General features: G+C 64.9%; 23 protein-coding genes. 12 read left to right on the top strand and 11 right to left on the bottom strand.

Annotated features, from left to right (window positions below):
• Position 1: 1 nt before the first annotated feature.
• The gene (gene fliR / locus ACVMIM_RS30605; protein WP_040990013.1) at positions 2-754 is read right to left on the bottom strand and encodes a flagellar biosynthetic protein FliR; all 753 of its coding nucleotides are present in this window, start codon (positions 752-754) and stop codon (positions 2-4) included.
• Entirely contained in the window at positions 751-2,838 is a 2,088-nt protein-coding gene (gene flhA, locus ACVMIM_RS30600; RefSeq protein ID WP_040990011.1) for a flagellar biosynthesis protein FlhA, read from the bottom strand. Before flhA ends, fliR begins: the two co-directional genes overlap by 4 nt.
• Positions 2,839-2,961: 123 nt before the next feature.
• Between flhA and ACVMIM_RS30595 the strand changes: the two genes are divergently transcribed.
• A complete protein-coding gene (locus tag ACVMIM_RS30595) occupies positions 2,962-3,261 on the top strand; it encodes a putative quinol monooxygenase (RefSeq protein ID WP_476116553.1) in 300 nt (99 codons plus the stop codon).
• A gap of 14 nt (positions 3,262-3,275) precedes the next feature.
• Here the strand turns inward: ACVMIM_RS30595 and ACVMIM_RS30590 are convergent, their stop codons facing one another.
• Positions 3,276-3,749, bottom strand: coding sequence for a MarR family winged helix-turn-helix transcriptional regulator (locus ACVMIM_RS30590; protein WP_476116552.1), 474 nt, complete (start codon positions 3,747-3,749; stop codon positions 3,276-3,278).
• Between the two features lie 62 nt (positions 3,750-3,811).
• On the opposite strand from ACVMIM_RS30590, the gene ACVMIM_RS30585 reads away from it, so the two are divergent.
• From ACVMIM_RS30585 to ACVMIM_RS30535, 11 genes are all read left to right on the top strand, one after another.
• A complete protein-coding gene (locus ACVMIM_RS30585) occupies positions 3,812-4,540 on the top strand; it encodes an NAD-dependent epimerase/dehydratase family protein (RefSeq protein ID WP_476116550.1) in 729 nt (242 codons plus the stop codon).
• A gap of 16 nt (positions 4,541-4,556) precedes the next feature.
• The gene (locus ACVMIM_RS30580; RefSeq protein WP_476116548.1) at positions 4,557-5,066 is read left to right on the top strand and encodes a cupin domain-containing protein; all 510 of its coding nucleotides are present in this window, start codon (positions 4,557-4,559) and stop codon (positions 5,064-5,066) included.
• Between the two features lie 158 nt (positions 5,067-5,224).
• Complete coding sequence (locus ACVMIM_RS30575) at positions 5,225-7,006, top strand: chloride channel protein (RefSeq protein ID WP_476116546.1); 1,782 nt, start codon at positions 5,225-5,227, stop codon at positions 7,004-7,006.
• A gap of 126 nt (positions 7,007-7,132) precedes the next feature.
• Positions 7,133-7,801 (top strand): helix-turn-helix domain-containing protein, encoded by a 669-nt coding sequence (locus ACVMIM_RS30570; RefSeq protein WP_476116544.1) that lies wholly within the window; start codon positions 7,133-7,135, stop codon positions 7,799-7,801.
• A gap of 39 nt (positions 7,802-7,840) precedes the next feature.
• Positions 7,841-8,914: an extracellular solute-binding protein gene (locus ACVMIM_RS30565; protein ID WP_476116542.1), complete on the top strand. Its 1,074-nt coding sequence runs from the start codon at positions 7,841-7,843 to the stop codon at positions 8,912-8,914.
• 22 nt (positions 8,915-8,936) lie between these two features.
• A complete protein-coding gene (locus ACVMIM_RS30560) occupies positions 8,937-9,806 on the top strand; it encodes an ABC transporter permease (protein ID WP_476116540.1) in 870 nt (289 codons plus the stop codon).
• Entirely contained in the window at positions 9,806-10,603 is a 798-nt protein-coding gene (locus tag ACVMIM_RS30555; protein ID WP_476116538.1) for an ABC transporter permease, read from the top strand. Before ACVMIM_RS30560 ends, ACVMIM_RS30555 begins: the two co-directional genes overlap by 1 nt.
• On the top strand, positions 10,600-11,562 hold the full coding sequence (locus tag ACVMIM_RS30550) for an ABC transporter ATP-binding protein (protein ID WP_476116536.1): 963 nt from the start codon (positions 10,600-10,602) through the stop codon (positions 11,560-11,562). The genes ACVMIM_RS30555 and ACVMIM_RS30550 overlap by 4 nt, the downstream gene beginning before the upstream one ends.
• Positions 11,510-11,713 (top strand): TOBE domain-containing protein, encoded by a 204-nt coding sequence (locus tag ACVMIM_RS30545; RefSeq protein ID WP_476117427.1) that lies wholly within the window; start codon positions 11,510-11,512, stop codon positions 11,711-11,713. Before ACVMIM_RS30550 ends, ACVMIM_RS30545 begins: the two co-directional genes overlap by 53 nt.
• 80 nt (positions 11,714-11,793) lie before the next feature.
• Positions 11,794-13,179 carry an NAD(P)/FAD-dependent oxidoreductase gene (locus tag ACVMIM_RS30540; protein WP_476116535.1) on the top strand — a complete coding sequence of 462 codons (1,386 nt, stop codon included), beginning with the start codon at positions 11,794-11,796 and terminating at the stop codon, positions 13,177-13,179.
• 2 nt (positions 13,180-13,181) lie between these two features.
• Positions 13,182-13,550, top strand: coding sequence for a cupin domain-containing protein (locus ACVMIM_RS30535; protein ID WP_476116533.1), 369 nt, complete (start codon positions 13,182-13,184; stop codon positions 13,548-13,550).
• A 13-nt stretch (positions 13,551-13,563) separates the two neighbouring features.
• On the opposite strand, the gene ACVMIM_RS30530 is transcribed toward ACVMIM_RS30535, so the two are convergent.
• The 8 genes from ACVMIM_RS30530 to ACVMIM_RS30495 form a co-directional block, all read right to left on the bottom strand.
• Complete coding sequence (locus tag ACVMIM_RS30530; RefSeq protein ID WP_278049187.1) at positions 13,564-15,207, bottom strand: MFS transporter; 1,644 nt, start codon at positions 15,205-15,207, stop codon at positions 13,564-13,566.
• Between the two features lie 228 nt (positions 15,208-15,435).
• Positions 15,436-15,702: a flagellar biosynthesis protein FliQ gene (fliQ, locus tag ACVMIM_RS30525; RefSeq protein WP_040989996.1), complete on the bottom strand. Its 267-nt coding sequence runs from the start codon at positions 15,700-15,702 to the stop codon at positions 15,436-15,438.
• A 22-nt stretch (positions 15,703-15,724) separates the two neighbouring features.
• Positions 15,725-16,132 (bottom strand): flagellar hook assembly protein FlgD, encoded by a 408-nt coding sequence (flgD, locus tag ACVMIM_RS30520; protein ID WP_027165132.1) that lies wholly within the window; start codon positions 16,130-16,132, stop codon positions 15,725-15,727.
• 1 nt (position 16,133) lies between these two features.
• Positions 16,134-16,571: a flagellar biosynthesis repressor FlbT gene (flbT, locus tag ACVMIM_RS30515; protein WP_278049191.1), complete on the bottom strand. Its 438-nt coding sequence runs from the start codon at positions 16,569-16,571 to the stop codon at positions 16,134-16,136.
• The gene (gene flaF, locus ACVMIM_RS30510) at positions 16,568-16,915 is read right to left on the bottom strand and encodes a flagellar biosynthesis regulator FlaF (protein ID WP_040997134.1); all 348 of its coding nucleotides are present in this window, start codon (positions 16,913-16,915) and stop codon (positions 16,568-16,570) included. The genes flbT and flaF overlap by 4 nt, the downstream gene beginning before the upstream one ends.
• Before the next feature lie 31 nt (positions 16,916-16,946).
• A complete protein-coding gene (locus tag ACVMIM_RS30505) occupies positions 16,947-17,996 on the bottom strand; it encodes a flagellar hook-associated family protein (protein ID WP_476116529.1) in 1,050 nt (349 codons plus the stop codon).
• Positions 17,997-17,999: 3 nt separating this feature from the next.
• A complete protein-coding gene (gene flgK, locus ACVMIM_RS30500) occupies positions 18,000-19,454 on the bottom strand; it encodes a flagellar hook-associated protein FlgK (protein ID WP_476116527.1) in 1,455 nt (484 codons plus the stop codon).
• 29 nt (positions 19,455-19,483) lie between these two features.
• Positions 19,484-20,740, bottom strand: a complete 1,257-nt coding sequence (locus tag ACVMIM_RS30495) for a flagellar hook protein FlgE (protein ID WP_040997131.1) — start codon at positions 20,738-20,740, stop codon at positions 19,484-19,486.
• Positions 20,741-20,823: the final 83 nt, after the last annotated feature.

Below are 20,823 nucleotides of genomic sequence, written 5' to 3'. Positions count from 1 at the left end.
GCTATCTCGCCAGCGTGAGATCGACGAAGCCGTCGACGAACAGCGACAGCAGCGTGCCGACGGCGAAATAGAAGATGATCATGCCGCCGGCAATGACGAAGGGCAGCGAGATGAAATAGACCGGGATCTGCGGCGTCAGCTTGTTGACGAAGCCGATCGTCAGATTGACCAGGATGGCATAGGCGACGAAAGGGCTGCCCAGCCGAATGACCAGGAAGAAGGCGTCCGACACCGTGTCGGTGACATCGACCAGCGCCGCCTGCGGATTGAAGAACACATTGACCGGAGCGACCTGGTAGGAGGCGACGAGCGCCTTGACGATCTCGTGGTCGAAGTCGAAGACGAAGAGCAGAAGCAGCGCCGAAAACGAGATGATGGCGGCAAGGGCTGCCTGCGGTTCCGGCTCCTCGATCGCCGGCCCGCCCGAGCCGCCATAGCCGATCAGCATGGCGATGGCCGAGCCCATGAAGCGGAGCGCTTCCATATAGAGCCTGGTCATGGCGCCGATCAGGCCGCCGACCAGCAGCTCCGAGACGATCATCGGCGCGAGCACCTGCGGTCGCGGATCGACGAAGGGGTAGATGCGGTCCCACAGGAAGGCGAGCAGGCCGCCGGTCGCCGCCACCGAGACGAACAGCCGGATCTGGATCGGCACGCGGGCGCTGGACAGGCCCGGCATCAGCATGAAGCAGGCGCCGATGCGGCAGAAGGCGAGGAAGGCGGCGATGACGACGCCTTGCGAGAGCGCGTTCACGAGATCGTCCCGAGCACCTTGATCTCGACACCCTTGGCGATCTCGACATGGCTCAGCACCGGCAGCGTCGTGAACAGCCGCTCGATGATCATGCGCACATAGGGACGCGCGTCGGGTGCGGTGACGAGCACGAAGCGCTCGCCGGCCTCGAGATGCTTGCGGATCGCCTTGGTGGCGTCCTGGCCGAATTCCTCGAGCTGGCGCGGATCGATGTCGAACTCGCGCACCTCACCCTTGGCGTCGCGCTTGAGGCTCTGGTGGAAGGCGAGGTCCCAGCGGTTGCCGAGGCGCAGCACCTTGAGCATGCCGCCTTCGGAGAGGTCGCCGCAGATCTGCTGCGCCATGCGGATGCGCACATGCTCGACGATCTGCTCGGTGCGGCGCACATGCGGCGCGATCTCGGCGATCGCCTCGATGATCAGATGCAGGTTGCGGATCGAGACGCGCTCGGCGAGCAGCAGCTTCAGCACGGCTTGCAGGCCGGGATAGGAGATGTGCGAGGTGCAGATCTCGTCGGCGAGCTTGCGGTATTCGGGGTCGAGCCGTTCCAGGAGCGCCTTCATGTCCTTGTAGGAGAGAAGCTGCGGCAGGTTGTTGCGGATGACCTCGGAAAGATGCGTGAGCAGGACCGACATATTGTCGGCGAAGGTGAAGTTCTCGCGTTTCAGGTCCTCGGCGAAGGTTTCGAGCACCGAATAGGCGCGCATGCCGAAGGCCGGCTCGCGGATCTCCTCGCCGGGAATTTCCGGCACGCCGCGCGTGCCGAGCAGCACCATGATCTCCCCGACGCGCATCTGGTATTCGGCGACGACCGTGCCGTGCACCTTGATCTGATAGCTCTTGGGCGGGATGGCGAAGTCGTCGGCGACGCGCACTTCCGGCACCACGAAACCGTATTGCTGGGCGAATTTCTTGCGCATCTTCGACATGCGGAACACCAGCTCCTGATGCGCCACCATCAGCCTGGTCGAAAGCTGCTTGCCGATCAGAAGCTCGATCTCGGCGGTGACCAGCGAGGCCTTGACCGAGTTCTTCTCCTCCTCGACCTTGTTCGCCTTCTCCTGCGTCTTCAAGGCTTCCGCGGCGGCGCGCTCGCGGCTTTGGCGCAGCGGAATGATATAGCCCAGGCCGGCCATGCCGCCGGCAAGCGCGAAGAAGGGGAACAGCGGCAGGCCGGGCATCAGGCCGAGGATGACGAGCAGCGAGGCCGCGACATAGAGTGCGCGCGGATGCGCGCCGAGCTGCCCGAACACTGCCTGGTTGGCCGAGCCGCGCGTGCCGCCCTTGGACACCAGCATGCCGGCGGCGAGGGAGACGATGAGCGCCGGGATCTGGGTGACCAGACCGTCGCCGACCGACAGTTTGATGAAGACGTCGGCCGCCTGGCCAAGGCCCATGCCATGGCGCAGATAGCCGATGGCGATGCCGCCGACGATGTTGATGGCGGTAATGATGAGGCCGGCGATGGCATCGCCGCGCACGAATTTCGAGGCGCCGTCCATGGAGCCGAAGAAGGACGATTCTTCCTCCAGCTCGCGGCGGCGCAGCTGCGCCGTCTTCTCGTCGATCATGCCGGCGGAGAGGTCTGCGTCGATCGACATCTGCTTGCCGGGGATAGCGTCGAGGGTGAAGCGCGCGCCGACCTCGGCGATGCGGGTCGCGCCTTTGGTGATGACGATGAAGTTCACCACGATCAGGATCATGAAGACAATGAGGCCGATGACGAAGTCGCTGGACATCACCAGCTTGGAGAAGCCGGAGATGACATAGCCGGCGGCATGCGTGCCCTCATTGCCATGCGACAGGATCATGCGCGTGGTGGCGATGTTGAGCGAGAGCCGCAGCATCGTGGCGATCAGCAGCACGGTCGGGAAGGACGAGAAGTCGAGCGGCCGCTGGATCCAGAGCGCCACCATCAGGATCAGCACCGAAAGCGCGATCGAGAAGGCGAGACCAATATCGATGAGGAAGGCGGGGATCGGCAGGAACAGCACCGCCAGGATGACGACGATGCCGAGGGCGAAGAAGACGTCGCGGCCGTTCTTCGCCACCAGGCCGGACGGGAGTGTTTCGCTGATCGCCATGTCGTCCCCAAATCAAGATCTGCCACCCACAGGGGCAGGCCCTCGACCGTATCCTTCCAAGCTTGCGCGAAGGTGGGAGAGCGGCTACGGGACCTGGCCACCGTCTTGCGAAAAGGAAGGCTGATGCTCCTGATCACCGGCACCGTTCGCGTGCCAGCCGACAGGCTCGAACAGGCCAAGCCGGCTATGCAGCGCATGATCCTGGCGAGCCGGGCCGAGCCGGGCTGCCTCGGCTATTCCTATGCGCAGGACGTGCTGGATGCCGGGCTCATCCATGTTTCGGAGGCCTGGAGCGACCGCGCCGCGCTCGAAGCGCATTTCAAGTCTGAGCATATCGCGCAATGGCGCGCGAGCTGGGCGGAACTCGGCATCGGCGACCGCAAGCTCACGCTTTACGAAACGGATGGCGGCGCCCCGACCTGAACGTCGGAAGGCATTTACGCCTGTGCCGCGTCCGCGGTCGCGACGGCGACCAGCCAGCGCCGCACGGCGCGTTCCTCCTCGGCGGAAAGGCCGGCGGTCAGTTCGCCTTCGAGCCTGTAGACGCGTTCCCGGCATTTCTTCAGCAAAGCGCGGCCGCTGTCCGAAAGGTCGAGATGCTGGATGCGGCCGTGAACGGCATGCGGCCGACGGATAAGCGAGCCGGCCCTTTCCAGATTGCCGACGATCACGCTCACCGTCTGCGGCGTCAGCACGGCCAGCCGGGCCAGGTCGGCATTGGACAGGCCGGGATAGGCCGAGATCATGGTGAGGGCCGCGAACTGCGCCTGCGTGACGCCGAATTCATCCAGCGCCCGTTCCACCTTCAACCGGTAGGCACCGGCCGCCTGGCGCAACAGATAGCCGAGATAGCCTTGCTCGCCGCGCTTGCCCTCACCGGCGGACGGAATGGAGGGATTCCTCTTGCACATAATATCAGAGCTCTTATATGTTGTTCGTACTCTGACATTATCGCAGCGAGGGACGAAAGACGATGGGCCATCGTATTTTTCTTGCGGGCGGCTCGGGCGCGATCGGCCGCCGGTTGGTGCCGCAGCTGGCGGCGGCCGGTCATCAGGTGACGGCGACGACTCGCCGGGCGGCAAAAGCCGAAGATCTTCGAGCACTTGGCGCCGATCCCGTGGTGATCGACGTGTTCGATGCAAATGCACTGCGCGCCGCGGTCGCAGCGGCTAGGCCGGAGATCGTCATCCACCAGCTTACGGATCTGCCGGCTGGGCTCGATCCATCGAAAATGGCTGAGGCAGCCATACGCAACGCCCGCATTCGCGATGAGGGAACGCGCAATCTCGTCGAGGCAGCCAAGGCGGCCAATGCCACGCGGCTGATCGCGCAGAGCATCGCCTGGGTCTATGCGCCGGGTGCTGAGCCGCATGCCGAGACCGATCCGCTGGACAGCGGTGCGGAAGGCGGCCGCGCCGTCAGCGTCGGCGGCGTCATTGCGCTGGAGAAACATGTGCTCGGCGCCCCGCCGATCACCGGCATCGTGCTCCGCTACGGCCACCTCTACGGACCGGGCACCGGCGCGGAAAGCGCCGTGGAGCCCGCTGTCCATGTCGACGCCGCCGCTTACGCGGCGCTGCTTGCCGTCGAGCGGGGCGCACAAGGCGCCTTCAATGTCGCGGAGCCGAACGGTCACATCACGACCGACAAGGCTGTCAGCGCGCTTGGCTGGCGGGCCGATTTCCGGCTGAACGCATGAGAGAGGGGTTGCTGTCATGGTCGAAGATGTTTCTTCCCGGGGCCTGACGCTGCTCGGCGTTGCCGCCATCACTGCCGGGCTGCTTGGCATGGCTGTAGTCCAGCACCACCGGGCATTCACCGCCGCAGGTGGAACGGACGTGCATATCCACATGAAGGGGGCCGATGCCGGGGAAGGGACGGCGGCGCGTCCGACCACCACGGTGAAGCCGCTTTCCTGCGAAAAGCTGCCGAATGTGCCTGGGCATTCGATCACCACGGCGCTGGTCGAATTCCCGCCCAATGCCCATACGCCGCGCCACCGTCATCCGGGCTCCGTCACGGCCTTCGTCGTCAAGGGAGCGCTGCGCTCGCAGATGGAAGGCAGCCCGGCAGTGACCTACACTCAGGGCCAGACCTGGTTCGAAGCGCCGGGCGCGATCCACGCCTTCGCCGAGAACGCCAGCGCCACGGAGCCGGCGGTGCTGCTGGCGATCTTCGTCGCGGAAGATGATTGCGGCCCACTGACCATCCGCTTAGCTGATTAAATCTATCTCTTTGGTCGCGCGACAAGTCTTGCTTAAGCCTAATTCGCGCAACGCCAAAATCGCGCCACAAGCGGTCGGCATTGCGGTTGCCACCCATAGCCGCCGCGCGTATCAGGCACGGCAACTGTTTTTCCTTCGCATACCGGCGAGCCGTTCCGTTGCCTGCCAGAAACGACCCACAAGTCTACGCCCGCCGGCTTCGCGCGGTGCTGATCAGTTCGATTCCCGTGCTCGAGGCGCGCGGCATCGTAATCGTGCTGATGGCAGGCGTGGTCGGCGTGATCGCTGGTGGCCTAGTCACCGGCATGAGCGCGCTGGTGCAAGGCATGCATTGGCTGCTGTTCGACGTGCAGCCGGGCGGCCGGCTTTCGGCGATGTTCTCGCTCGCCGATCCGACGCAGGCGATGTATCCGGCGATCGGCGGCTTATTGCTCGGCCTTTCGGTGATCTGGCTCAGAAAGCGCAAGTTCCGCACGCCGGTCGACCCGATCGAGGCCAACGCGCTCTATGGCGGGCGCATGTCGCTCACCGACACGTTCATCATCGTGGTGCAGACGATGATCTCCAGCGGCTTCGGCGCCTCGGTCGGCTTGGAAGCCGGCTACACGCAGATCGGCTCCGGCATTGCTTCCCGGCTTGCCCGCGCCTTCCACCTGCGCCGCAATGACGTGCGCGTTCTGGTCGGCTGCGGTGCCGCCGGTGCGATCGCGGCCGCCTTCGACGCGCCGCTCACCGGCGCCTTCTACGGTTTCGAGCTGGTGATCGGCATCTACTCCGTCGCCAATGTGGCTCCGGTGATGACGGCGGCGATCTCGGCCTCCCTGACGGCGGAAGTGTTCGGCGGCGTGCCCTTTCCGCTGGAACTGTCGGGCTTGCCGAACTTGACCGCCAGCGAATATGTGCCGTTCCTGCTTCTGGGGCTGCTCGGCGGAGCGGCCTCGATCGCCATCATGCATCTGGTGAGCATCGTCGAGCGCGTCTTCGTGCGGTTGTCGATCGACTCGTCGGTCAGGCCCTTCATCGGCGGCATCTTCGTCGGCCTGCTCGGATTGGTCACGCCGCAAGTGCTCTCCAGCGGACACGGCGCGCTGCATCGCGAATTCGCCATGAACTACGCGCTGCCGGTGGTGGCGAGCGTCTTCGTGCTGAAGCTGGCGGCCTCCGCTATCTCGCTCGGCTCCGGCTTCCGCGGCGGCCTGTTCTTCGCCTCGCTTTTCCTTGGGGCTTTGCTCGGCAAGGTCTTTGCCGGCGTCATGGCGCTGACCACGCCGTCGACCGGCATCGACCCGGCGGTCGCCGCCGTCGTCGGCATGACCTCGCTTGCGGTCGGCGTTGTCGGCGGACCGCTCACCATGACGTTCCTGGCGCTGGAGTCGACACGCGACCTGACGCTCACCGGCGTGGTACTCGCGGCCTCGATCATGTCGGCGATCCTGGTCCGCGAGACCTTCGGCTACTCCTTCTCGACCTGGCGCTTCCATCTGCGCGGCGAGACGATCCGCAGCGCGCATGACGTCGGCTGGATGCGCAGCCTCACCGTCGGTTCGATGATGCGCAAGGATGTTCGCACCATCCCTGCCTCGACCACGCTCGCCGAATTCCGCAAGGAGGTCCCGCTCGGCTCGAGACAGCGCGTCATCGCCGTCGAGCAGGCCGACCAATATGTCGGCATGCTGCTGGTAGCGGAACTGCATAGCGATCGCTCCGACGACGATACGCCGGTGAGCGCGCTGGCCCAATTCAAGGACGCCGTGCTGGTGCCTTCGATGAACGTCCAGACCGCGGCCGAGACCTTTCAGCGAACCGGGGCCGAAGAACTGGCGGTGGTCGAGGACTTCGACGAGCGCATCGTGCTTGGCCTGCTTACCGAAAGCCATCTGATGCGCCGCTATGCCGAAGAGCTCGACAAGGCGCGCCGCGATCTGTCGGGCGAGGGCTGACCCGCGCCTTTGCTCCTCCATCGGTTCGGCTGACTGGCCTACCTGAAGGCTGGTCTTGGCCGGATTCTCGCCGCTTGCTATTTGTACAGTAGCACTGTACAAAATGTGCAGTGGAGAACAAACGAGATGCCGAAGGCTTCCGATAAAGGCCAGGCTCCGATCGGGAACAAGAACGGTTCGGTCGCGACGGCCGCCCAGGAAGTGCTGGGCATACGGCTCAAGAGCCTTCGCCTTGCCCGCCGCCTTTCCTTGCGCGATCTGGCAGAGGCGACCGGCACCAGTGCCAGCTTCATCAGCCAGCTCGAGCGCGGCCTGACTGGTGCCAGCACGGCATCGCTCAATCAGATGGCTTCTGCGCTGGGCGTCAGCGTCGCACTGCTATTTGCGGAGAGCACGGCTCCAAATCACCATGGCGTGCTCAGGCGCAGCGAGCGGCCAAGCCTGCCGCCCAGCGACGGCTGCCGCAAGATGCTCTTGTCGCGGCCGCCGCTCAGCGACATGGAAGTCTATGTCGGCGAGTTCGAAATCGGCGGCTCGACCGGCCCCGACCAATACACGCATGGCGACGCGCACGAGATGCTGATCGTGCTGCGCGGCATCGTCGAGATCTCGCTTGGCGAGACGCGCCACGTCCTCGAAGAGGGCGATAGCGTCGAATACACAACATCCACCCCGCATCGCGCGGAGAACATCGGCAGCGGCCGGGCCGAAGTGATGTGGATCATCGCGCCGCCGACCTCGGCGCGCGCCGAGCTCGATCAATACACGACCTGGAAACCGCCCGCCGCCAGGTAAGCGATCAAAAACGCGGGCATGAATGGGAGAGTTATCGTCATGCTGAAATCGATATATGGCATCGGCGCCGTCCTGGCGCTTGGCGTTCTGACCGGCGCGGCCTTCGCGCAGGACAAGCCCGTGGCGGGCGAGGTGAAGGAGGGATCGCTCAAGGGCAAGACCCTGACCTTCGTCTCCTATGGCGGCATCTATCAGGATGGCCAGACGGCGGCGTTGAAGGAGTTCGTCGACAAGTCCGGCGTCAAGCTGCTCAATGACGGTCCGACCGAGATCGCCAAGCTGCAGGCGCAGGTCGAATCCGGCAATGTCACCTGGGACGTCGTCGATACCGACGACCTGCCGCCTTACGTCTATTGCGGCAAGCTGTTCCAGAAGCTGGATCTGACGAAGCTCGACGTCTCGAAAATCCCGGAAGGCCAGGTCGGCGAGTGCTCGGTGCCGGCGATGAACTACGGCGTCGTGCTGATGTACAACAAGGAGAAGTACAAGGATAATCCGCCCAAGAGTTGGGCCGACTTCTTCGACACCGAAAAGTTCCCGGGCGTGCGCGGCATCGACGGTTCGGGCAGCCCGGCCGGCGGATTGCTCGAACAGGCCTTCAAATATGCAGGCGGCGATCCGAAGGCGATGACGGTGGGCGATATCGACAAGGCTATCGACGTGATCCGCAAGCTCGGTCCCGACACCATCTTTTGGAAGACGGGCGCTGAATCGCAGCAGCTCGCCGAATCGGGCGAGGCCGACATGCTGATGATGTGGACCGGCCGCGCCATGACCGCTGTCAAGAACGGCGCAAAATACGCGCCGGCATGGCAGGACTGGCTGGTGGTGATGGACCAGATGACAATACCGGTCGGCGTCAAGGATACGGATGCCGCTTACGCGCTGCTCAACGCCTATCTCGGCAAGAATGCCCAGGAAATCCTTACCGAGAAGACGTCCTACACGCCGATCAACAGCGAGGCGCAGCCCAAGGTCGACGCTTCCGTCGCCGCCTTCCTGACTAACACGCCGGAGCGCCAAAAGCAGGGCTACAAGCAGAACTTCAAGTTCTGGGTGCCGAACTTCGCCGTGGCGCAGGAGAAGTGGTCAGCGCTGATGGCCGGCAACTGACCGGCTGAAAGAGGCAAAGCCAGTGAGCGCGCTCGACCCGACGACGCCTTCCGTCCCGCAACGGGCGGGCTGGGCATGGCGGCCTTACGCGCTCACGCTGCCGGCGCTCCTCCTGCTGGTAGCCGTGATCGGCTACCCGCTGCTCACCATCGTGCTGCGCAGCCTGTCGGAGCCGAAATGGGGCCCGCAGAACTATGTCTGGTTCTTCGGCGCCCCGGTCAACCTGACGGTGCTCCAGCGCACCTTCACCATCTCGGCCTGGGTGACTGTGGTCTGCGTGCTTTGCGCTTATCCTTACGCCTATCTGATGACCGCGGTCGGGCCGCGCGCACGGCTCGTCCTCGTGCTTTGCGTCTTGATCCCATTCTGGGTGAGCGGCGTGGTCCGCACGCTCTCCTGGGTGATCCTGCTGCAGGATTCCGGCGTCATCAATTCGCTGCTGAAGGCGGCCGGTTTCGACGGCGTCCGGCTGATTCGCACCCAGACGGGCGTGGTGATCGGCATGGCGCAGGTGCTGCTGCCCTTCATGATCCTGCCGCTCTATTCGGTGATGAAGGGCATCGACCTCCGGCTGGTGCAGGCGGCGCGAAGCCTGGGCGCGCGGCCATCCCGCGCTTTCTTCACGGTTTATCTGCCGCTGTCGCTGCCGGGCGTCTATGCCGGCGCGATCATCGTCTTCATCCTGGCGCTGGGCTTCTACATCACGCCGGCGCTGCTCGGCGGACCGCGCTCGACCATGCTGTCGACGCTGGTGCAGACGCAGGTGCTAAGCCTTCTGCAGTGGGGGCGCGGCGGCGCCATGGGCGTGGTGCTGCTGGTCACGACCTTTGTGCTGCTGGCGCTGGCGGCGCCAGTCATGCGGTCCAGACATCGCGAAGCGGGGCGACGCTGATGGAAATGAAGCCGCTCACCCGCGTGATCCTTGGCCTCGTCTGCCTGCTGGTGGCGATCTGGCTGGTGGCGCCGACGCTGGTCGTCGTGCCGATGTCGTTCAACGAGAACAAGTCGCTCGCCTTCCCGCCGCAAGGCTTTTCCTGGCAATGGTACCAGAACTTCGCCACCAATCCGGAATGGTCGACCAGCTTTCTCAACTCGCTCAAGGTCGCCTCGCTGGTGGCGGTGCTCGCGACGGTGCTCGGCACGCTGGCTGCTTTCGGTCTCGACCGCATGAAGGCGCGGCCAGCCAATCTCTTGCGCATGCTGATGCTGACGCCGATGGTGGTGCCGGGCGTGGTTCTGGCCATCGGCATCTATGCCGTCTATCTCGACGCGCAGCTCGTCGGCACGCTGACGGGCTTCGTGCTGGCGCACACCATCCTCGCACTGCCCTTCGTGCTGATCGCGGTCTCGGCCAATCTCGAAGTGTTCGACAAGCGGCTGGAGACGGCGGCGGCAAGCCTCGGCGCCGGCGCGCTGACCACCTTCCGCACGGTGACGCTGCCGCTGATCCTGCCCGGCATCCTGTCGGGCCTGCTGTTCGCCTTCGCCACCTCCTTCGACGAGATCGTGGTGTCGCTCTTCATCACCAACCCCTATCTCAAGACATTGCCGGTCCAGATATTTTCCTCAATCACGCGCGATGCCGATCCGACGGTCGCGGCCGTCGGCACGATCTTGTTGTGCGCCACCTCGATCCTGATCGGCGGCGGCATGCTCCTCCTTGGCCGCGAGCGGAAGGGACGCCTATGAACCCGAGAGCGGAAAATCGCGGCGCCGCGATCGATCTCGACACGGTCAGCAAGGCCTATGGCTCGTTCAAGGCGCTGGACGGCGTCTCGCTCAGGATCGAGCCCGGCGAGTTCATGACGCTGCTGGGGCCTAGCGGCTCGGGCAAGACGACGACACTCAACGTCATCGCCGGCTTCACCGACGTGACCAGCGGCAGCCTGTTGGTCGGGGGAAAGAGCGTCGTCGGCGTGCCGGCGCACAAGCGCAATATCGGCGTCGTCTTCCAGCATTATGCGCTGTTCCCGCATATGACGGTCGGCCGCAACGTCGCCTATCCGCTGACGTTGCGCGGCATCGCGCAGGAAGAGCGGAAGAAACGCGTCGCGAAAGCGCTCGACATGGTCAAGATGGGCGACTTCGCGCATCGTTATCCGAGCGAACTGTCCGGCGGCCAGCAGCAGCGCGTCGCGCTGGCGCGCTCGATCGTGTTCGATCCGCCGCTGCTCCTGATGGACGAGCCGCTCGGCGCGCTCGACAAGAAGCTGCGCGAATGGCTGCAGCTCGAGATCAAGCGCATCCACCGCGAGCTCGGCACCACCTTCGTCTATGTCACGCACGACCAGGAAGAGGCATTGGTGCTGTCGGACCGGATCGCCGTCTTCAACCGCGGGCGCATCGAGCAGGTCGGTACGGGCCGGCAGCTCTACGACGAGCCGGCGACGTTGTTCGTCGGCCGCTTCATCGGCGATTCCACCGTGCTGCGCGGCGAGGTGAAGAGCGACGGCACCGGCACGGCGCTGACCATCGCCGGCGAAACCGTCAGCGCGCCGCGGCGTCTTGCCGGCGAAGCCAATCCGGTGATGCTGCTGCGGCCGGAGAAACTCGTCATCCGCCGGCCGGGGCAGGACGCCGCCCGGCACGAATCGGCTGTCGGGAACGATCGCCGAGGCGATCTATCTCGGTTCAGGCTCGAAATATGAAGTGAAGCTCGCGGACGGCTCGACCGCGATCGTGCGTTCGCCGCTGGCCGGCGAAAGTTTTGGCCTCGGCGAGAAGGTCGACCTTTGCTTCGACGGCGCCGATGCGAAACTCCTGCCCGACGACAGCACGGCCGACACCACGCTCACCTGACCATCCCTTTGTGTTAACGCAATTCCGGACGGAAAACCGTTTCACACTTTTCCTGGAATTGCTCTACCGGAAGCCATCCCATGCAAGTCAAGCGCAACGGCGACATCTCGTTCTGGTACGCGGATCTGGGTCATATCCCCACGCCGCGCCCGCCTTTGCCGGGCGACATCGAGGCGCATGTCGCGATCGTCGGCGCCGGCTATACCGGGTTGTGGACCGCCTACTACCTGAAGAAGGCCAAGCCCTCGCTGCGCATCGTGGTCATCGAACGCGAGTTCGCTGGCTTTGGCGCATCTGGGCGCAATGGCGGCTGGCTGTCCGGCGGCTTCGGCTGGTCTCGCGAGAAATATCTGAAGACGTCGACGCGGCAAGGCGTCACCGCCATGCAGAAGGCGATGGCCGGCTGCGTCGACGAGGTGATCCGGGTGGCGACGGAAGAGGACATCGACGCCGACATCCGCCGCGTCGACAATCTGACGGTCGCCACCAATCCGGCGCAGCTGGAGCGCGTGCGCGAGGAATGCGAGACGATCCGCTCCTGGGATGCCGATCCCGAACGCATCGAGCTGCTCGACGCCGAGGCGACCCGGGCGCGCATCAACATCCGGAATGTCATGGGCGGCTTCGTTATCCACGGCCAGGCGCGCGTGCAGCCGGCCAAGCTCGTGCGGGGGCTCGCGGCGGCGGTCGAGCGTCTCGGCGTGTCGATCTACGAGAAGACCACGGTCACTGCCATTGCCAAGGGCGTTGTGACCACCGACCGCGGCACGGTGCGGGCCGAAACCATCATCCGGGCCACCGAAGGGTTCACCGCCGGCATTCCTGGCGAGGAGCGGACATGGCTGGCGCTCAACAGCGCGCAGATCGTCACCGAACCGCTGTCGGAAGAGCTCTGGCGCAAGATCGGCTGGGAGGGGCACGAGCTGCTCGGCAATGCCGCGCATGCCTATTGCTATGCCCAGCGCACGCGTGAGGGGCGCATCACCATGGGCGGTCGCGGCGTGCCTTACCGCTACGGGTCGCGCACAGATGTCAACGGGCAGACGCAGCAGGCGACGATCGACCAGCTCCACACGATCCTGACCACGCTGTTGCCGCAGACGGCGGGGTGCCGCATCGACCACGCCTGGTGCGGCGTGCTCGGCGTGCCGCGCGACTGGTGCACGACCGTCGGCCTTGATCCCGCGACGCGCATCGGTTGGGCCGGCGGCTATGTCGGGCTCGGCGTGTCGAGCTCCAATCTCTCCGGACGCACGCTGACCGATCTCGTGCTCGGCCAGGACACCGAGCTGACGCGGCTGCCCTGGGTCAACCGCAAGGTGCGGTCATGGGAGCCGGAGCCGTTCCGCTGGCTGGGCGTGCATTCGATGTACCAGCTCTACCGTATCGCCGATAACCGCGAGGCGGCCGGGCTCGCGCATACCTCGAAGCTTGCCGCTTTGGCGGACAGCATTACCGGCCATTGATTATGGAGCCCGACTTGATCGACCTTTCGACTTTCCACGACCTCGCCAAGGCTGATATCGGCGCCTTCTCGCCCAAGCCGACATCGATCGAAGGCAATCAGGTCGAGGCCGTGCGCTCGTTCTTCCGGTCGCCCGATGGGACCATCGACATTGGCATCTGGGAATGCACGCCCGGCCGTTTCACCGCCGACCGCACGAACTCATCGGAGATCTGTCACATCATCTCCGGCCGCGTCGAGGTCAGCCGCGCCGATGGCGAGATGCGCGCGCTGGGGCCGGGCGACCTGCTCGTGCTGCCGCAGGGATGGAAAGGCGAGTGGCGCATTCACGAGACCACGCGCAAGCTCTACATGATCCAGAGCGCCGGCTGATCCCGGAAAGTCCTTAATGCTCGATCGGACCCTTCGGCGAGACAAGCGTCGTGCCCGCGGTGGTCGGGCGCTCGATCATACGGCGTACGCGCGGCGGGTTCTCGCCGCTGTGCAGCGCCCGGATGCGTTCGCCGACCACGGCGTCGGCGTGAGTGGCGCGCCGGTTGTGACGGATATACTCGACCCAGGTCGGCGTGTGATAGTGCTCGATCCACACCGACGGATTTTCGAGGTCGCGTGCCAAAGTCCAGTTGCGGGCGCCGTCCCGGCGGCGGATGCGGCCGCGCTCCGCCATGGTCGCCAGGAATTCCGGCACGTCCTCCTCGCGGATGATGTACTCGATCATAATGGCGATCGGACCGCTGCGCGGCTTGAGGTCGAGCGCCAGCATCGGCTCCTTGAAGCGGTTGAGCGGATCGAGATTGAGGACCGTCTGCTTCGGCAATGGCAGGACGAAACCGATGGCCGCGCCGGCAAGCATGGCGATCGCCGCCGCGATCAGCGCAATCTCGGCGCCATGCGCGTCGGCGACGACGCCCCAGATCCAGCTGCCCAGCGCGATGCCGCCGAAGGTCGCCGTCTGGTAGATCGACAGCACACGGCCAACCACCCAGCGCGGCGTCGACATCTGCACGGTCACGTTGAAATGCGAGAGCGCGATCACCCAGCAGGCGCCGCCGATGAGCAGGCCCGCGGACGTCTGCCAGCCATTGTGGCTGACGGCGGCGTTGAGGGCGCAGAGCGCGAAGCCGCAAAAGGCCATGCGCACCATTACCTCGCTCGACAGCAGCTGCCTGAGCCGCACGCTGATCAGCGCGCCGCCGACGGCGCCGATGCCGAAGGCGCCGAGCATAATGCCATAGGTCAGCGCATCGCCCTTGACGACGTCCCGCGCCACCAGCGGGAGAAGCGCCAGCACCGCGCCGGCGCTGAAGCCGAAGGCGGAACCGCGGACCAGCACCTTGGCGATGTTGGGCGACATGGCGACATAGCGCAGGCCGGCGCCCATCGCCGCACCCAGCGACTCGCGCGGCAGGGTTTGCTCGGGCAGCGCCGGCTTCCAGCGGGCGAGCACGACGATCAGGCCAATATAGCTGACCGCATTGGCGGCGAAGGCGGCGGCGGCACCCGCCGCGGCAACGATGACGCCGCCGATGGCCGGGCCAACGCTGCGGGTGATGTTGAAGCCCAGCGAATTGAGCGCGACCGCCGCCGGCACCTTGGCGCGCGGCACCATGTCGCCGACCGAGGCCTGCCATGACGGGCTGTTCAGCGCCGTGCCGCTGTCGATCAGGAAGGTGAAGGCAAGCAGCGTCCAGGGCGTCATCCAGCCTTGCCAGGTGAACAAGGTCAGCAGCGCCGAGACGACCAGCATGAAGGTCTGCGCCACCAGCATCACCTTGCGGCGGTTGAAGCTGTCGGCGATGGCGCCGGCGACGAGCGCGAACAGCATGATCGGCAAGGTCGTCGAGGACTGGACCAGCGCCACCTGGTAGGGCGAGGTGGCGATCGTGGTCATCATCCAGGCGGCGCCGACGCCCTGGATCAGGCCACCGAAATTCGACACCAGGCTGGCCGACCAGACGGCGCGGAAGATGCCATGCCGGAACGGCGCCAGCGCGGAGACGCGTTCGCTTTCCGGCTCGTCGTCGATCATGATTGCGCTTTCGTCCGCTATAGAGGCTCGCCGTACCCGGAGAGGCGGGCGACTCGCCAAAGAGTGCGACCCAACAACAGGATGGCAAAGGCGAAAATGCGTCGGCGAAGCTTTAAACCAAGCATATTGCCGGTCTGGACCAAAATTTCGCTTTTTCGCGCCTTCAACCTCGGCCAGGCCTGTCGTCTTGCTGCTCATGCAAAGCCCGAGCGCCACGCCGAGGAGGCGTCAGAAGCCGTGTTCGATACGCTCGAAGATGACGTTGGTGAAGGCGGAGATCTGGCTGCCGATGAATGGGCCGGTCAGCGCCACCACCAGCATGATGGCGACGATCTTCGGCACGAAGGTGAGCGTGATTTCCTGGATCTGGGTCAGCGCCTGGATGAGCGCGATGCCGATGCCGACCACCATCGCCACGAGCACCACGGGGGCGGACGCGGTGAGAACCGTCCACACGGCGTATTGGACGATATCGAGGGCATCGGCCTCGTTCATCGGCGGCCCCTGCGAGAACCCGTTAGGCGGCCGGCTTGATCGACACGCCAGCGCCGACCGGGACCTGGGTTCCGTCCTGCAGCACGGCGATCAGGCCGCTGCTGGAGAGCGTCACCGAAGCCACCGTGCCAGTGGTCTTGCCGTCGGCCGAGGTAATCGAGCGGCCGATCAGCGCGTCGGCCTGCGACAAGGCCGAGGACTGCATGATCTGGTCGAGCTTGGTGTTGGTCTGCACCGACTGCTCGACCTGGGAGAAGGTCGCGAGCTGGGCGACATATTGCGTGGAATCCATCGGCTTGGTCGGATCCTGGTTCTTCATCTCGGCGATGAGCAGCTTCAGGAACGACTGGTAGTCCACCGCCGTCTTCGACGTCTGCTGGCTGGCCTGGTTGGCGCCAACCGGGATCGTTGTCGTCATGTCGACAGCCATCTTATGCTCCTACAGCCAGTGCGCGCGGCGTTTCGGGAATGTCGTCATTGCCGTCGAGCGCCCTGCGCTCGAGCGGATAGAGCGCGCGGATCGCCTTCAGCGCCTCATAGATCTCGTCCTCGCCGACCATGCGGTCGATCTGCTTCAGGCTGTTGCAGATGTCCTGGTTGTCGAAGCTTGCGATCAGCATCGGCAGCGAGCGGCGGAACATGTCGCGCGCCTCGGCGGCGCCCGCCGGGTTGATCAGCATGATCTGCACTATGAAGTAAAGCTGCCTGAGCGGCGTCGAGGCCTGGTCGGCCTGGATGACGTGGCTTTCGAGCAGGAACTGCACATCGTTCATCAGCTCGATGGTGACCTTGCGGTCGACGCGGATGACCGCGCCGTTGATGTAGATCTTCTCGTTGGGCTTCAGCGAGATCTTCAGCGTGTTGGTCATTGGATGCCGTCTCGGATGATCTGGGAGACCTCGATCAATCCTTCGAAATTGTTGGTGCGGCCCTGGCGGATGTCCTCCGTTTCGCGCAGCAGCCACAATCCGATGGAGATCAGGTTGGCGCGCAGCTCCTTGGGCAAAGCGTTGTCGCTGGAGCCGAGATCCTCGACGAAGGTGGTCCAGACGCGGTTGGTGAAATGCAGCGCCTCGACCGCCTCCATCGAATCGGCGCCGACGGCCGCTGCCGCTGCCAGCATGTCGATCGAGCGGGTGAGCAGCTGCCGCTCCCGGTCCTTGGCATCGGCGACGGAGTCGGTCTGGATGTCCGCGTAGGAGAATTGATACATGGTCGGCGCTCTGGCGTTCCGGTTTACGTGTTCAAGTCAGATAGTTGAGCAGGCTGAGCTGCTGCAGACGCGCGGTCAAGGCGAAGGACGTCTCGATATGCTGCGTCAGGTCGGCGACGCGGGTCGCGGCCTCCGAGGGATCGACACCCTCGAGGTCGACGATGTGCTTCTCGAAGAGATCGACCTGGGTCTTCATGCGGTCGCTGGCATCGGACACGCGCTGCTGGGCAATGCCTGTCTGGGCCCGTATCTGGGTGATGCCGCCGATGGCTTCGCCGACCAGCGTCTGGGCGCGGCTGACGACGGCGTTCTGGGCGTCTTCGCTGATGTTGCCGTTGACCAGGCTGCTGACCATGGCAGCGGCCATGGCGAGCTTGCGGATGCCTTGCTCGTTGGCACTGACCGAGGTCTGGGTGGTCTCGTTGAGCGAGATGCGGCTGGTGATCTGGTCGTCGGTAGCGCTCGACCAGTTGGCCTGCCAGCCGGCGCCAAGGAATTGCGGCTCGATCTTGGTGGTGATGAAGTCGTCCATCTGCGCGGCGGTGATGTTGGCCGCCGCCGGGTCTGTCTGGGCAAAGCCGAAATAACTCGAAAAGGCGGCATCGAAAGCAGCCTTGGCCGGCGAGCCGGCGGCGTTGAAGTCGTCGATCGGCTTGACGTCGGTGTTGGTTCCGGCAAACAGATATTCGCCGTTGACGCTGGTGTTGAGGATGCCCGTCATCTGCTGCAGCGCCGAGGCGCCGGCGGTTTGCAGGATGCTGGTCGAGGAGTCGCCCGAGACGCCGCTGGTCAGCGCCGACAGGAAGCTCTGGGCGGTTTCGGCGATCTGACCGAGCGAATCCTGGGTCGATGTCAGGCGTGCCGAGACGAGCGCGTTGGAATCGACGATGCCGTTCAGCCGGTCGAGATCGCGCTGGAAGGTGACGGCCTGGGTCGTGCGGCTGCCAAGCGCCAGGCCGACATCGGCGACCGTGCCGGTCTGCGATTCCTTCGTCGCCTTAACGAGGTCCGCCTGCATCTTCGCCTGCTGGTAGCGCAGCGCGTTGGAAATGGCAGCTGAGGAAACGCCTGTCGCTTTCATGAATTATCCCACCGCGCTCATCAGGGCGTCCAGCATGTCGCTTACCGTCTTCATCATATGCGCCGAGGCTTGATAGGTGTGCTCGAGGTCGAGGAGCAGGGACATCTCCTGGTCGACATTGACCCCGGTGTCGTTGGACAGCGCCTCGGCCGTGCGCGCCGCCAGCGCTTGCTTGCTATCGGCATTGGTCGAAGCCTGCTGGCGTACGCCTTCGAACCAGCCGATGGCATTGGCCGCATAGTCCGAGACGCCGGAGCTGACGGTGATGCCGGCCGAGCTGTCGAAGGCCATCGGCTGATCGAGCTTGCTGGAGTAACCGATCAGAAGGTCCGCATAGGATGCGCCGCCGCCGCTGTTGGCCACATAGGCCGCGCCGTTGGCGCCGCCGTCGCGCAACAGCGCGGGGTTGCCGCCGGCGCTCGGATCGAAGGCGGCGTTGACGCTAATCCTGCCGGCGAGGCCGTCGACCAGCGTGCCGGCGGCCGGAATCGCCGGTGCGCCCGGCCATGTGAACAGGCCGGTCGCATTGGGCTGCGACGACGAGGTTTCGGCAAATGCCGTGACAAGGCCGCGCGCGATTTCGTCGAGCTGGCTCTGCATGGTTGAGGCGACACCGTCGCGCAGCTTCAGAAGGCCCGCAAGCTTGCCGTCGGCGGTGGTGTTGTCGCCGGCGCCGGCCGAGACCGGCACGTTGTCGATATAGATGGTGTTGCCGGGCGTGCCGGCCGAATAGCCTGACGACGGCGTGAAGGTCACCGAGCGCGGCACGGTCTCGAACAGCGTCGTGCCGTCCTTGGTGGTGATGACCATGTCGTTGTCGCCGCGCGTGAAGGTCGAGACCGGGACATATTCCGATATCTTCTTCAGGAGAGCGTCGCGCTGGTCGAGCGCGTCGGAGACGTCGGTGCCGGAACGGGTGCCCAAGATGACCGCCTTGTTGGCGTCCTGGAACTGGCTGAGGAGCGAGTTGAGATCGTCGACGGCGGTGGCGATCTGGCTGTCCGCCTGAGTGCGGAAATCCTGGATCGCCTGAGTGCCGCTGTTCAGCGAATTCACCACTTGCTTGGCGGCGTCGACGACGCTGGTGCCGAGGTTCTGGTTCGACGGCGTGGTGGCGTAGAGCTGCAGGGCTTTCTGCAGGTTGGCGATCGCGGTGGAGGGGGACGACGCGTTGTCGACCCCGTTGACCGACAGATCGAGCTGGTCCATGCCGTCGTAAAGCGCGCTCTGGCCGCTCCATGCCGACAGCGCAGAGAGGTTCTGCCGGAACAGGAGATCATTGGCGGCGCGCTGGATTTCCACCGCCCTGGCGCCGGGCGCCGTGCTGGTCACCACGGCGATGCGGCGGGTGTAGTCCGGATTCGACGCATCGGCGACATTGCGCGACACGACGCTGGTTTGCTTGGACGTGGCCAGAAGCGCCGACTGGGCAATGCTTAGTGCGGAGGAAAGCGACATGCTGATCTTTCACGGGCGGCGCCCGTCGTTTATCTCTTCAGGTTGACGAGGACGTCCATCAGGTCCGAACCGGTCTGGAAGACCTTGGAATTGGCGGTGTAGCTGCGCTGCGCCGCAATCATGTTGGTCAGTTCCTCGGCGATATCGACATTGGAGTTTTCAAGCGCGCCGGAGACGATGGAGCCGAGCTTGCCCTCGTTGGCGAAGCCGATATGGACGGCGCCGGAGTCGGTGCTCTCCACATAGACGTTGCCGGGCATAGCGGTGAGGTTGTCGGGGCTCTGAACGTCGGCCAGCGGGATCTTGTAAAGCGCCTTGGTCGAGCCGTCCGCGAACTGCGCGTAGATGACGCCGTCCTGGCCGATCTGGACCTTCTGGATGGAGCTCGGCGCGTTGCCGTTGACCTTGGCGTCGGCGACGGTGAAGCCGGTGCCGAGCTGGGTCACCTTGGAGAGATCGAGGTTGAGGGTCTGACCGCCCGGAACGGTAAAGGAGATGCTGTCGGTTGCGCCGGTGAGCTTGCCCGTGGTGGTATCGAAGGTGAGGTTCGTCGATGCCAGTGCGCCGCCGGTGTAGGGAAAGGAGGTGCCGGGCGTCGCCTTCGACTGATCGAAGACCGAGACTTCCCAGGTGCCGGCGCCGGTGTTGGTGAAATAGACGTCGAGCAGCTTCTTGTTGCCGAGATTGTCATATGCGACCAGCGAGGTCTTCGACGTGTACTGGGCCGAAGCGCTGTTGGTGGAGGGCAGGCTGCCGGCCGCGACCGGAGTAGCGCCTGCCGGCAGATTGCCGCTGAAGATGCCTTCCGTGCTTGGCGTCGCCGTCATTTCCTGGTCGGAGATCTGCACCGGCACGAGGCCTTCGAAGCCGTTGGCGGTCGCGGCCGGATCGCCATTGGCGTAGCTGTAGGCCATGAGCTGGTAGCCGGCGGCATTAACCAGCCGGCCTTGCGCATCCGGGACGAAGGAGCCGGCGCGGGTGAGATAGGGCGTGCCGCTGGCATCCTGGACGACGAAGAAGCCGTCGCCGTTGACGGCAAGGTCGGACACCGACGTGGTGTAGGTCATGACACCTTGCGTGCTGATGGCCGAACGGATCGTGGTGGTCACGCCGCCGGAATTATAGGCGCCCCCGGTGCCCGGCATGATCAGGGAAGAGAACTCGGCCGAAGAGCGCTTGTAGCCGGTGGTGTCGGAGTTGGCGATGTTGTCGGCCACCGCGGAGAGGCGGTTGGCCTGCGCGTTCATACCGGAAACGCCGGTCCGCATCATTCCGTAGAGGCTCATCGATGGATCTCCGCAGTGCCTGGGTAGGAGGCCATGAAACTATGCCTCGTGTCTTGCGCGAGGCTGGCGCGGGACGAGCCTTG

This window comes from Mesorhizobium sp. USDA 4413, assembly GCF_056280365.1.
This window is presented reverse-complemented; position numbering and strand designations above follow the sequence as displayed.

Bases quoted from the DNA above. Each gene is read 5' to 3' on its own strand.
- ACVMIM_RS30580 (WP_476116548.1), top strand. From the start codon at position 4,557: ATGGTCGAAGATGTTTCTTCCCGGGGCCTGACGCTGCTCGGCGTTGCC.
- flgD (WP_027165132.1), bottom strand. From the start codon at position 16,132: ATGGCTGTCGACATGACGACAACGATCCCGGTTGGCGCCAACCAGGCC.
- flgK (WP_476116527.1), bottom strand. From the start codon at position 19,454: ATGTCGCTTTCCTCCGCACTAAGCATTGCCCAGTCGGCGCTTCTGGCC.
- ACVMIM_RS30540 (WP_476116535.1), top strand. From the start codon at position 11,794: ATGCAAGTCAAGCGCAACGGCGACATCTCGTTCTGGTACGCGGATCTG.
- ACVMIM_RS30530 (WP_278049187.1), bottom strand. From the start codon at position 15,207: ATGATCGACGACGAGCCGGAAAGCGAACGCGTCTCCGCGCTGGCGCCG.
- ACVMIM_RS30495 (WP_040997131.1), bottom strand. From the start codon at position 20,740: ATGAGCCTCTACGGAATGATGCGGACCGGCGTTTCCGGTATGAACGCG.
- ACVMIM_RS30570 (WP_476116544.1), top strand. From the start codon at position 7,133: ATGCCGAAGGCTTCCGATAAAGGCCAGGCTCCGATCGGGAACAAGAAC.
- flhA (WP_040990011.1), bottom strand. From the start codon at position 2,838: ATGGCGATCAGCGAAACACTCCCGTCCGGCCTGGTGGCGAAGAACGGC.
- ACVMIM_RS30535 (WP_476116533.1), top strand. From the start codon at position 13,182: ATGGAGCCCGACTTGATCGACCTTTCGACTTTCCACGACCTCGCCAAG.
- flbT (WP_278049191.1), bottom strand. From the start codon at position 16,571: ATGACCAACACGCTGAAGATCTCGCTGAAGCCCAACGAGAAGATCTAC.
- ACVMIM_RS30590 (WP_476116552.1), bottom strand. From the start codon at position 3,749: ATGTGCAAGAGGAATCCCTCCATTCCGTCCGCCGGTGAGGGCAAGCGC.
- ACVMIM_RS30505 (WP_476116529.1), bottom strand. From the start codon at position 17,996: ATGAAAGCGACAGGCGTTTCCTCAGCTGCCATTTCCAACGCGCTGCGC.
- ACVMIM_RS30595 (WP_476116553.1), top strand. From the start codon at position 2,962: ATGCTCCTGATCACCGGCACCGTTCGCGTGCCAGCCGACAGGCTCGAA.
- ACVMIM_RS30550 (WP_476116536.1), top strand. From the start codon at position 10,600: ATGAACCCGAGAGCGGAAAATCGCGGCGCCGCGATCGATCTCGACACG.
- ACVMIM_RS30585 (WP_476116550.1), top strand. From the start codon at position 3,812: ATGGGCCATCGTATTTTTCTTGCGGGCGGCTCGGGCGCGATCGGCCGC.
- flaF (WP_040997134.1), bottom strand. From the start codon at position 16,915: ATGTATCAATTCTCCTACGCGGACATCCAGACCGACTCCGTCGCCGAT.
- ACVMIM_RS30555 (WP_476116538.1), top strand. From the start codon at position 9,806: ATGGAAATGAAGCCGCTCACCCGCGTGATCCTTGGCCTCGTCTGCCTG.
- fliQ (WP_040989996.1), bottom strand. From the start codon at position 15,702: ATGAACGAGGCCGATGCCCTCGATATCGTCCAATACGCCGTGTGGACG.
- ACVMIM_RS30565 (WP_476116542.1), top strand. From the start codon at position 7,841: ATGCTGAAATCGATATATGGCATCGGCGCCGTCCTGGCGCTTGGCGTT.